This window comes from Pseudomonas sp. 09C 129, from assembly GCF_002843625.1.
Classification (GTDB): Bacteria; Pseudomonadota; Gammaproteobacteria; order Pseudomonadales; family Pseudomonadaceae; genus Aquipseudomonas; species Aquipseudomonas chlororaphis.
This window is the reverse complement of the sequence record NZ_CP025261.1, coordinates 3,543,604-3,555,170: the sequence shown is the minus strand read 5'-3', so window position 1 is coordinate 3,555,170 and position 11,567 is coordinate 3,543,604. Positions and strand designations below refer to the sequence as shown.

General features: G+C 66.9%; 10 protein-coding genes. All 10 read left to right on the top strand.

Translation table 11 applies throughout. The annotated features are described in order from the left end of the window. Nucleotides 1-277: 277 nt before the first annotated feature. The 10 genes from CXQ81_RS16200 (at nt 278) to CXQ81_RS16155 (ending at nt 11,540) form a co-directional block, all read left to right on the top strand. Nucleotides 278-631, top strand: a complete 354-nt coding sequence (locus tag CXQ81_RS16200; protein WP_092418642.1) for a hypothetical protein — start codon at nt 278-280, stop codon at nt 629-631. A gap of 138 nt (nt 632-769) precedes the next feature. Next, nucleotides 770-1,480, top strand: coding sequence for a FadR/GntR family transcriptional regulator (locus CXQ81_RS16195; protein ID WP_007925785.1), 711 nt, complete (start codon nt 770-772; stop codon nt 1,478-1,480). 114 nt (nt 1,481-1,594) lie between these two features. Then, nucleotides 1,595-2,788, top strand: a complete 1,194-nt coding sequence (lhgO, locus tag CXQ81_RS16190; protein ID WP_101337800.1) for an L-2-hydroxyglutarate oxidase — start codon at nt 1,595-1,597, stop codon at nt 2,786-2,788. A 63-nt stretch (nt 2,789-2,851) separates the two neighbouring features. Then, the gene (locus tag CXQ81_RS16185) at nt 2,852-4,186 is read left to right on the top strand and encodes an MFS transporter (protein ID WP_101337799.1); all 1,335 of its coding nucleotides are present in this window, start codon (nt 2,852-2,854) and stop codon (nt 4,184-4,186) included. A 481-nt stretch (nt 4,187-4,667) separates the two neighbouring features. Further along, entirely contained in the window at nt 4,668-5,627 is a 960-nt protein-coding gene (locus CXQ81_RS16180) for a MoxR family ATPase (protein WP_007925774.1), read from the top strand. 5 nt (nt 5,628-5,632) lie between these two features. Beyond that, the gene (locus tag CXQ81_RS16175) at nt 5,633-6,577 is read left to right on the top strand and encodes a DUF58 domain-containing protein (protein WP_007925772.1); all 945 of its coding nucleotides are present in this window, start codon (nt 5,633-5,635) and stop codon (nt 6,575-6,577) included. Further along, nucleotides 6,574-7,068 (top strand): DUF4381 domain-containing protein, encoded by a 495-nt coding sequence (locus CXQ81_RS16170; RefSeq protein WP_007925765.1) that lies wholly within the window; start codon nt 6,574-6,576, stop codon nt 7,066-7,068. Before CXQ81_RS16175 ends, CXQ81_RS16170 begins: the two co-directional genes overlap by 4 nt. Then, on the top strand, nt 7,061-8,137 hold the full coding sequence (locus CXQ81_RS16165; RefSeq protein WP_101337798.1) for a VWA domain-containing protein: 1,077 nt from the start codon (nt 7,061-7,063) through the stop codon (nt 8,135-8,137). The genes CXQ81_RS16170 and CXQ81_RS16165 overlap by 8 nt, the downstream gene beginning before the upstream one ends. Further along, nucleotides 8,134-9,894, top strand: coding sequence for a VWA domain-containing protein (locus CXQ81_RS16160; RefSeq protein WP_101337797.1), 1,761 nt, complete (start codon nt 8,134-8,136; stop codon nt 9,892-9,894). Before CXQ81_RS16165 ends, CXQ81_RS16160 begins: the two co-directional genes overlap by 4 nt. Beyond that, a complete protein-coding gene (locus CXQ81_RS16155; protein WP_101337796.1) occupies nt 9,891-11,540 on the top strand; it encodes a BatD family protein in 1,650 nt (549 codons plus the stop codon). The genes CXQ81_RS16160 and CXQ81_RS16155 overlap by 4 nt, the downstream gene beginning before the upstream one ends. The last annotated feature ends 27 nt before the right edge of the window (nt 11,541-11,567 follow it).

Here is an 11,567-nt window from a genome sequence, read left to right as displayed (position 1 = left end):
GTTGCGCAGCTTAACGAGTGCGGCAAGCGCGCTGCTTGCGGTGCTGCGACATATTCGGTCATTGGCAGGCAACTGGCGGGCCAGGCCTTGAACAACACTAGCAGCCGCCGGACAAAACGGCGGCCGCGCCGAGGCTTTACGGGACTGTCGTGCCAGAAACGGCCCGCGCCGGGAACCCACTCTCTGACACACAAAGCAGCAGAAATTCCCCCGGGCTGGCAGAATTGCACTTTGTTCGCCCCGCTCCCCCAGCGGAGCCAGACCCAGGACTCGCCCCATGCAAATGACCACCGCCCACCTGATCGCCAACCCGTGCGACGACGAAGAAGACAACATGGCCATGCTCTGCTGCCACAGCAACCAGGGCGAGATGTTCCTGATGACCCGCTACCCGGACGAGGACGAACTGGAGATCACCCTGGACGGCGAACCCTCGACCCTGGACGGGGTGAAAGTCACCCTGGGCCCGACCCGCCTGCTGATCGAAATCGCCGCGGCCGACGCCGACGCGCTCAATGGCAGCGATCACCTGGAGATCCTGCACAACACCGCGGCGGCCGACCTGGCGGAAGTCGAGGAAACCCTGCAGAACATCCTCAAGGGCACCGGCACCTATATCAGAGAGTTTTGAGCTACAAGCTTTAAGCTACAAGCTTGGAGCTTGGAGCTTGGAGCTTGGAGCTTGGAGCTACGAGCCACCGACTGGTTTCTTGACAAGAAACCGGCGCCCCGGCATTGTCTGACAACCTGACTTGCGAGCCCCTCTTCCATGCTTCAGCTCCAGCGCCCCGACACCCTGGTCGAACGAGTGGTCAACGCGATCCGCAAGGAGATCGATGCCGGCCGCCTGACCGCCGAATCGCGCCTGCCGACCGAACAGCAATTGACCGAGCAACTGAACGTCAGCCGCTCGGTGGTGCGCGAGGCCGTGGCGCAACTCAAGGCCGACGGCATCCTGGTCAGCCGCCGCGGGCTGGGCTCGTTCATTTCGCAGAATCCCAACGGCAGCGTGTTCCGTTTTCCCAGCCAGAAGGGCCGCAAGCCCGACCTGGTGCAGATGTTCGAAATGCGCCTGTGGATCGAGACCCAGGCCGCCTCCATCGCCGCCCAGCGCCGCGACGACGCCGACCTGCAACGCATGCGCAGCGCCCTGCAGGAGATGCACGACCAGCGCAGCGATCTGGCTGCGGCCGCCCTCGCCGACGTGGAGTTCCACCGGGCCATCGCCGACGCCAGCAAGAACCACTACTTCGTCGCCTTCCATGATTTTCTTCGTGGCCAGCTGGCCGAAGCGCGGCGCACCGCCTGGGAAAACTCGGCGGCCCATTCGGTCGGCGGTTCCGCCGATGCCGGCCGCGAACACCAGGCGCTGTACGAAGCCATCGCCGCCGGTGACCGGCAGCAGGCCGCCGCCTGCGCCGAAGCGCACCTGCGAGCCGCGGCCAAACGCTTGAAAATCGACCTGCCGAGTATCGATTAACCCCCTGTAACCCACTGTCTGGCGGACGCTGCCGCGCAGCGTCTTTTGTTTGCTTAGCCTTGTCTGACAACCTGATGATCAGACTCGAACAAGAATAACCAAGGTGACATCTGCATGATCTACGACTACTGCATCATCGGCGGCGGCATCGTTGGCCTCGCCACCGCCATGGCGCTGCTCGAACGCCAGCCCGGCGCCTCGCTGCTGATCCTGGAAAAGGAAAACGTCCTGGCCCGGCACCAGACCGGCCACAACAGCGGGGTGATCCACGCCGGCATCTACTACGCCCCGGGCAGCCTCAAGGCCGACCTGTGCAAGCGCGGCGCCCAGGCGACCAAGGATTTCTGTACCGAGCACGGGATCAGGTTCGAGGTCTGCGGCAAGCTGCTGGTGGCCTCCACGCCACTGGAAGTCGAGCGCATGCATGCCTTGTACGAGCGCTCGCAGCAGAACGGCCTGAAGGTCGAACGGCTGGATGCGCAAGAGCTGCAGCGGCGCGAACCGAACATCGTCGGCCTCGGCGGCCTGTTCCTCGATGCCACCGGCATTGTCGACTACAAGCAGGTGTGCGAAGCCATGGCCCGGGTCATCCAGAAGGCCGGCGGCGAAGTGCAGCTGCAAACGACCGTGCGCGCCATCGTCGAAAGCGCCGACAAGGTCACCATCAGCAGCGACGACAAGGTCTGGAGCGCCCGCCAGCTGGTGGCCTGCGCCGGCCTGCAATCGGATCGCCTGGCGGCCCTGGCCGGGGTCAGGATCGACCACCAGATCATCCCGTTCCGCGGCGAGTACTTCCGCCTGCCGGCGGCGAAGAACGCCATCGTCAATCACCTGATCTACCCGATTCCCGACCCGGAGCTGCCGTTTCTCGGCGTGCACCTGACCCGGATGATCGACGGCAGCGTCACCGTCGGCCCCAACGCCGTGCTCGGCCTGGGCCGGGAAAACTATCGCAAGTTCTCCATCAACTGGCGCGACGTGGCCGAGTACGCCGCCTTCCCCGGTTTCTGGAAAACCATTTGGAACAACCTCGGTTCCGGCACCACGGAAATGAAGAACTCGCTGTTCAAGCGTGGCTACCTGGAACAGTGCCGCAAATACTGCCCGTCCCTGGAAGTCGCCGACCTGCTGCCGTATGAGGCCGGGATTCGCGCCCAGGCGGTGATGCGCGACGGCACCCTGGTGCACGACTTCCTGTTCGCCGAAACCCCGCGCATGGTCCACGTCTGCAATGCCCCCTCGCCGGCCGCGACCTCGGCCATCCCCATCGGCCAGATGATTGCCGAGAGAATCCGCAAAGCCCGTTGATCCCCGCTGCACGGGTGCCTGGCGCCCGCTTGAAAATAACTACAAACAACAAGGAATCCTCAGATGTCAGTCCATGAGGCGGCCCCGGCCGCATGCGAAACGCCGCAACAAAAACAAAAACGCCTGCGCAAGGTCGCGGCGGCGACCATCTTCGGCTCGATGCTGGAGTGGTACGACTTCTATCTGTACGCCACCATGGCGGCCATCGTCTTCTCGAAAATCTTCTTCGATCCCAGCAACCCGAAAGTCGCCTCGCTGCTGGCGTTCTCCACCTTTGCCATCGGCTTTATCGCCCGGCCCTTCGGCGGCGTGCTGTTCGGCTATTTGGGCGACCGGTTCGGGCGCAAGCAGGTGCTGGTCATCACCTTCTGCATGATGGGTGTGTGCACCACGCTGATCGGCCTGATTCCCAGCTATGCCTCGATCGGCATCTGGGCGCCGATCATCCTGGTGCTGGTGCGGATCATCCAGGGCCTGGGTGCCGGTGCCGAGCTGTCCGGCGCGGCGGTGACCTCCTATGAACACGCCAGCGAAGGCAAGCGCGGCAGCCAGGGGGCCTGGCCGGCGCTGGGCCTGAACCTGGGCCTGCTGCTGTCGTCGCTGACCGTCTACCTGCTGACCATGAACGGCAACGACTTCCTGCTCTCCGGCGGCTGGCGCATTCCGTTCGTTTGCAGCATCGCCCTGGTCGGCGTCGGCCTGTGGGTGCGGCGCAGCATTCCGGAAACCCCGCAGTTCGAGAAGCTGGACAAGGCGCAGGAAAAGGACAGCGCCCAGGCCTCGCCCCTCAAGCTGCTGTTCAAGAACGACCTCAAGGGCCTGGCCGTGGTGCTGTTCGTGGCCATCGGCTACAACGCCCTGAGCTACATCTTCAAGACCTTCTCCCTGGCCTACCTGACCCAGTACAAAGGCGTCGAGGCCCATGTCACTTCGCTGTCGGTGACCATCGCCAGCCTGGTGGCGATAGTCGCCGTGCCCTGCTTCGGCTGGCTCTGCGACAAGTGGAGCAGCAAGAAGGTGCTGATGCTCGGCGGCCTGTGCTCGGTGCTGTTCGCCTATCCGTTCCTGAGCCTGCTCAATACCGGCGAGCCGCTGATGATCTACCTGGCCATCGCCATCGGCACCGGGGTATTGGCGCCGATGATGTTCGCGCCCCAGGGCTCGTTCCTCAGCCGCCAGTTCCCGACCCAGACCCGCTCCTCCGGCTTCGGTACCGGCCGTGAAATCGGCACCGCCATCGCCGGCGGCCTGGCGCCCCTGGGCGGGCTGGCCCTGGTGGCCAACTCGGCGACCCACTCGACCGACGGGGTGGCGCTGATCCTGGCGGTCTCGGCGGTGATGGTGGTGGTCTTCGCCCTGTGCGACCAGGGCCGCAAGCACTCCAGCTTCAAGAACTGAGCACCCGCCACTGACGCGCCGTCAATCGGACGCCGCGGAGTTTCAGGTAGGCCCGGTGCGCAGGCCTTGCGAGGACTGCGTCCTCGATCGCAGCCTCGCGGGCTCGGCAGCGGCTACAGGACCACGCACGACTCCGGTTTCCACGGGGCGGCGCTGGCCCTGGCCCTGGCCTTTACCTGTAGCCGCTGCCGAGCGCAGCGAGGCTGCGATCGGGCGCGCAGCGGCCGTCAACCGGGCGACGCGGAGTTTCAGGTAGACCCAGTGCGCAGGCATTCCGACGCAGCGGCCGTCAGGGCGACGCGCCAGGCACCTGCCGCCTTCCTCCCCCCCAGGTCTCGTGATACGACCCGGGGGTTGCCGGTTATTTACAGAAATTTGCCAGGTGCCGTTAGTCGCCGGGGGCCCGGATGGATTAAAGTAACGCCCCCAGCCCTGGCGTTATTCGAACGCCCTCGGTCACCCTCTGCAGGAACAGTCATCGATGGAACATCGTGAAGCGCTACTCGCGCTGCGAACCTTTCTTTCAACGCAGATTCTCGGCCAGGAAAAACTCATCGAGCGCTTGCTCATCGCCCTGCTCGCCGACGGCCACATGCTGGTCGAGGGCGCCCCGGGCCTGGCCAAGACCAAGGCCATCAAAGAGTTGGCCGAAGGCATCGAAGCGCAGTTCCATCGCATCCAGTTCACCCCCGACCTGTTGCCGGCCGACATCACCGGCACCGAAATCTATCGCCCGGAAACCGGTAGCTTCGTGTTCCAGCAAGGGCCGATCTTCCACAACCTGGTGCTGGCCGACGAAATCAACCGCGCCCCGGCCAAGGTCCAGTCGGCCTTGCTCGAAGCCATGGGCGAGCGCCAGGTCAGCGTCGGCCGCAGCACTTATGAGCTGTCGCCGCTGTTCCTGGTGATGGCCACGCAGAACCCCATCGAGCAGGAAGGCACCTACCCGCTGCCCGAAGCCCAGCTCGACCGTTTCCTGATGCACGTGAAGATCGGTTTCCCCGACGCCGCCGTCGAGCGGCGCATCCTGCAGCAGGCCCGTGGCGAGGCACTGAACGGCGAAACCAAGCCCGAGCGCCGCATCAGCCAGCAGGCGATCTTCGCCGCGCGCAAGGAAATCCTCGGCCTGTACATGGCCGACGCCGTGGAGGAATACCTGGTGCAGTTGGTGATGGCCACCCGCACCCCGGCCAAGTTCGACCCGGAGATGGCCGAATGGATCGCCTATGGCGCCAGCCCGCGCGGTTCCATCGCCCTCGACCGCTGCGCCCGGGCCCACGCCTGGCTGGCCGGGCGCGACTTCGTCAGCCCCGAGGACATCCAGGCGGTGCTGTTCGATGTGTTGCGCCACCGCATCATTCTGTCTTTCGAAGCAGAAGCCGCCGGCATCGACCAGGACCGGGTGGTCCAGCGGATTCTCGACGTCGTAGCCGTCGCTTGACCCCGATGAACGCCAGCCCTGTCGATGCCCCGGGCATCCGCGTCAGCCTCGCCGAGCTGATCGAGATGCGCCATCGCGTGCGCGAAGTGCAGCTGTTTTCCACGCCGAGCCAGCGCAGCCCGCTGGTCGGCCTGCACCACTCCAAGCTGCGCGGCCGTGGCGTCGACTTCGACCAGGTGCGGGTCTACCAGGCCGGCGACGACGTGCGCAGCATCGACTGGCGCGTCACCGCGCGCACCCAGGAACCCCACACCAAGCTGTTCCACGAAGAACGCGAACGGCCGATCTTCATCATGGTCGAGCAGAGCCGGCGGCTGTTCTTCGGTTCCGGACTGATGTTCAAGTCGGTGCTCGCCGCCCAGGCCGCGAGCCTGATCGGCTGGGCCGCCCTGGGCCACAACGACCGGGTCGGCGGCCTGGTGTTCGGCGACGACGAGCACTACGAGATCAAGCCACGGCGCAGCAAACAGAGCCTGCTGCAACTGCTCAACCGCCTGGTGCGGGTCAACCAGTCGCTGCACAGCGAAACCGAACCCGAGCGCGACGCCCTCGGCACCGCCCTGCGCCGTGGCCGCGAAGTGCTGCGCCCGGGCAGCCTGGTGATCGTGATCTGCGACGAGCGTGCCCTGAGCGACGCCGCCGAACAGCAACTGAGCCTGCTGTCGCGGCATTGCGATTTGCTGCTGATGCCGCTGTCCGACCCGCTGGACCACGCCCTGCCCGCCGCCGGCCTGCTGCGTTTCGCCGAACGCGGCGCGCAGCTGGAGCTGGACACCCTCAACTACGAACTGCGCCAGGCCTATCGGGCGCAGAGCGAAGCGCGCATCGCCCGCTGGGAACTGCTGGCGCAGAAGCTGCGGGTGCTGCTGATGCCCCTGAGCACCCAGAGCGAAATGGTCGAGCAACTGCGCGAGTACCTGAACCCGCAACGCCCGGGGAAAACCCGATGAGCAGCCTCGAGCAACTGCAGCCCTTGATCGCCCCGCCCGCCATCGGCCTGTGGCCGCCGGCACCGGGCTGGTGGCTGTTGCTGGTGTTGCTGCCGCTGCTCGGCTTTGGCCTGTGGCGGCTCAAGCGCTTCTGGCCGCGCCAACGCGCCCTGCCCCGCGCCGAACAGCCGCTGGACCCTCTGCGCCTGGCCGCCCTCGCCGAACTGGCGCTGCTGCCCAAGCCCTACGACGGCGCGCCCGCCGGCGCCTGGCTGCAACAACTCAATGGCTTGCTCAAGCGCCTGTGCCGCAACCATTACCCCTACAGCCAGAGCCATACCCTCAACGGCCGCAAGTGGCTGGCGTTCCTCGACAACCGCTGCCCGGCGGCCGGCCTCACGCGCTGGATGGTCCTGGTGGAAGGCGCCTACAAGCCCGAGTGCAAGCTCGACGACAAGGCCATCGCCGGCCTGACCCAGGCCGTGGAAATCTGGATTCGCAAACATGTTTGAGTTCGCCTGGCCGTGGATCTTCGCCCTGCTGCCGCTGCCCTGGCTGCTGCGGGTGCTGCTGCCGGTGGCCGACAGCGGCGAACCGGCGCTAAAAGTCAGCTTCCTCAGCGACCTGGAAGGCCTGGCCAGACGCCGCGCCCGAGCCAACCTGCCGACCTGGCGCCAGCAGGCTCCGTTCATTCTGTTGTGGCTGTTGCTGCTGGTGGCCGCCGCCCGCCCGCAATGGCTGGGCGAACCGCTGCCGGTGGCCGCCAGCGGTCGCGACCTGCTGGTGGCGGTGGATGTCTCCGGCTCCATGGACTTCCCCGACATGCAATGGCAGGACGAAGACGTCAGCCGCCTGAACCTGGTCCAGCACCTGCTCGGCGACTTCCTGGAAAGCCGCGAAGGCGACCGCGTCGGCCTGATCCTGTTCGGCAGCAAGGCCTACCTGCAAGCGCCGCTGACCTTCGACCGGCACACCGTGCGCGTCTGGCTGGACGAAGCGAAGATCGGCATCGCCGGCAAAAACACCGCCATCGGCGACGCCATCGGCCTGGCGCTCAAGCGCCTGCGCCAGCGTCCGGCGCAGAGCCGGGTGCTGATCCTGGTCACCGACGGCGCCAACAACGGCGGCGAAATCGACCCGCTGACCGCCGCCCGCCTGGCCGCCGAAGAAGGCGTGAAGATCTACCCGATCGGCATCGGCGCCGACCCGGAGCAAAGCGGCACCCTGGGTTTTCTCGGCCTCAACCCGAGCCTGGACCTCGACGAGACGGCCCTCAAGGCCATCGCCGAAGCCACTGGCGGGCGCTATTTCCGCGCCCGCGACAGCCAGGAACTGCAAGCGATCAAGGACACCCTCGACCAACTGGAACCGGTGACCCAGCAGCCGACCCAGGCCCGTTCGGCACAGGCGCTGTACAGCTGGCCGCTGGCCGCGGCGCTGCTGTTGAGCATGCTGCTGGTGGTGCGCGAGCGCTGGCCGGACCATCCGCTGCAACGCTTCTTCACCCGCGAGCGCTTTCTGCAACCTTTGCCAGACTGGCGCGAACGGCTCAAACGCCTGCGCCTGCGGAGGCGTCGATGAGCGCGCCGTTCTGGGCCGAACTCTGGCCCCACTGGTTCCGCCCCTGGTGGCTGCTGCTGTTGCCGCTGCTCGGCTGGCTGTTGTGGCAGTTGTGGCACCGGCAGAAACGCGCTGGCCGTTGGCAGATGATCCTGCCGCCGGCCTTTCACGCCGCCCTGCTCAGCGGCGGCAACGGCCGCGAAAGCAAACTGCCGTGGATCGCCCTCGGCCTGGCCTGGATTCTCGCCGTGCTGGCCCTGCTCGGCCCCGGCTGGCAGCGGGTCGAACAGACCAGCCAGAAACCGGCCGACCCGCTGGTGGTACTGCTGGAACTGACCCCGGAAATGCTCGCCGGCGACGTCCCGCCCAATCGCCTGGAACAGGCCCGGCGCAAGCTGCTGGACCTGTTGCAGGTACGCAGCGATGCGCAGACGGCAATCGTGCTCTATGCCGGCAGCGCCCACACCCTGGTGCCGCTGTCGGACGACCTGGCCACCAGCCGCAACCTGCTGGAAGCCCTCAAGCCGTCGATCATGCCCCAGCCCGGCCATCGCGCCGACCTGGCCCTGCAAAAAGCCTTGAAGCTACTGGACCAGGGTGCACTGGGCCAGGGCCGGATCCTGCTGATCGGCTCGTCCCTGAGCGAGCAGGAACGCCAAGGCATCCGCCAGGCCCTCGGTGGCCAGGCGCCGCAGCTGTTGATGCTCGGGATCGGCAGCCGCCAGGGCTCGCCGGTGGCCCAGGAAGACGGCAGCTTTCTCAAGGACGAACAGGGCGCGATCCTCATGTCGCGCCTCGACGGTCCGAGCCTGAAGCGCTTCATCGGCGAGGTCGGCGGCCGCTATCGCCCGGCGCGCCTGGACGATAACGACCTGCGCGGCCTGGGCCTGCTCAGCGGTCCGCAGAACCTGCGCAGCGACGGCCAGACCCTGCGCCTGGACACCTGGGCCGACCAGGGTTACTGGCTGCTCCTGCCGCTGTTGCTGCTGGCCGCCTGCGCCGGGCGCCGCGGCTGGCTATTCTGCCTGCCGCTGCTGCTGTTCGCCGTGCCGCAGCCCAGCTACGCCTTCGAGTTCAACGACCTGTGGCTGCGCCCCGACCAGCAGGGCCAGCGCCTGCTGGAACAGAAGCGGCCCGGCGAGGCGGCGCAGCATTTCGAGGACCCACAGTGGCAAGGGGTGGCGCTGTACGAGGCCGGCAACTACGCCGCTGCCGCTCAGCGCTTTGCCGAAGGCAACGACGCCCGCGCCCACTACAATCGTGGCAACGCCCTGGCCAGGAGCGGCGAGCTGGAAGCCGCGCTGGATGCCTACGAGCAGGCCCTGGAGCTGCAACCGGAGCTTGCCGCCGCGCAAAAGAACAAGGCCCTGGTCGAGCGCCTGCTGCAGGAAACCGAGCCCGCGCCGCCGGAAGAACCGGCCAAGGGCGAAAGCCAGGACAACGACGAAACCCGCCAGCCGCCGCAAGCCGGCGCGGCGACCCAGGCACCGGTCACCCCGGGCCAGCAGCCGCCGGAGAACAGCCACCCCACCAGCGCCGACGAGTCGACGGACGACGAGGTCGCCACCCCGGGCAACGATGCGGTTCCCGGCAGCGAACTGGGCGACGAACAGACCACCACGCCGCCGCTGCGCGATGCCCAGGACAATTTCGACGGCGAACACCGTCAGGCATTGGAACAATGGCTGCGGCAGATTCCGGACGATCCGGGCGAACTGCTGCGCCGCAAGTTCTGGTACGAACAGCAACAACATCAGGATCAGGGAAAAATTCGATGACCCGCTTCACCGCCCTCTTACTCACGCTTGTACTGACACTCGGCGCCTTTGCGGCCCGGGCCGAGGGGCTGGTCGCCAGTGTCGACCGCAGCCGCGTGAACTCTGGGGAAACCGTCGAGCTGACCCTGGAATCCAACAATGTCACGCTGTTCGGCAAACCCGACCTGACCCCGCTGCAAGCGCAGTTCGAGGTCCAGGGCACGCGCCAGGTCAACCAGTTGACCAGCCTCAACGGCGACAACCGCGCCATCACCCGCTGGATCATCACCCTGCTGCCCAGGACCACCGGCACCGTGGTGATCCCGCCCCTGCAACTGGGCGAAGTACAGAGCCAGCCGATCACCCTGCAGGTGCTGCAAAGCGCAAGCCGCAGCGACAGCGCGCCGCTGGAGCCGGTGTTCATCGACGCCAGCCTCGACCAGGACAGCGTCTACGTGCAGGCCCAGGCGGTGCTGACCCTGCACATCTATCACTCGGTGTCGCTGTACGACGACAGCAGCCTGACGCCGTTGCAGATCGACGACGCCCGGGTCGAACAGCTCGGCGAGTCGCGCACCTATGAAAAAGTCATCAACGGCGTGCGCCACGGCGTGATCGAGATCCGCTACGCGATCTTCCCCCAGCACAGCGGCGTGCTGGACATTCCGGAGCTGACCTTCAGCGCCACCCTGGCCGACACTGCCAGCACCCAGGACCCGGCGCCCCTGGGCCTGAAGCCGGGCAAGCTGATGCACGTGAGCTCGGCGCAGATGCCGCTGACGGTCAAGGCCAAGCCGGCCGAATACCCGGCCGACGCGCCCTGGCTGCCGGCCCGCAGCCTGAGCCTGGGGGAAAGCTGGAACCCCGAGCCGGACCACAGCCAGGTCGGCGACTCGCTGACCCGCAGCCTGACCCTCAAGGCCGAGGGCCTGTCCAGCTCGCAGCTGCCACCCTTGCCGGTGACCGAAGCCAACGGCCTGCGCAGCTACCCGGACCAGCCGCAACTGAGCAATCAAGTCAGCGACCGCGGGCTGATCGGCAGCCGCGAAGACAGCCAGGCCCTGGTGCCGAACCGCAGCGGCAGCATCGACCTGCCGGCGCTGGAGGTGGTCTGGTGGAACACCCATGAGGACCACCTGGAACGCAGCAGCCTGCCGGCGCGCACCCTGCAGGTGGCGAACAACCCGAGCCTGGTGGTGGACACCCCGGCCGGTGCGACGCCATCTGGCGCCGGTGGCGACAGCGGCACGCTGTGGGCCTGGAAACTCAGCACCCTGCTGCTGGCCTGCACCACCTTGCTCGGCTTCGGCCTCTGGTGGCGCGCGCGCTGGCAACCGGCAATCCTGCGCGCTGTGCAGGCCGGCCCCAACCCGCGCACCCTGCTCGACGACCTCAAGCGCGCCTGCCTGGCCAACGACCCGCAAGCCACCCGCCAGGCCCTGGACGCCTGGGCCCGCCAGCAACCGGAAACCCTGGCCGACATGGCCGCCCGCTTCGTGCCCCTGTCCGACGCCCTGGACGGCCTCAACGGCGCGCTCTACAGCGAAACCGGCCACTACTGGCAAGGCGAAGAACTGTGGCGCGCGATCCGCGCCATCCCGATCGCCGAACACGTCCAGGCCCCACTGGCCGACACCAGCAGCCTGCCGCCGCTGTATCCGAAATAACCCAGGAAACTCTGTAGTCGCCTGAGC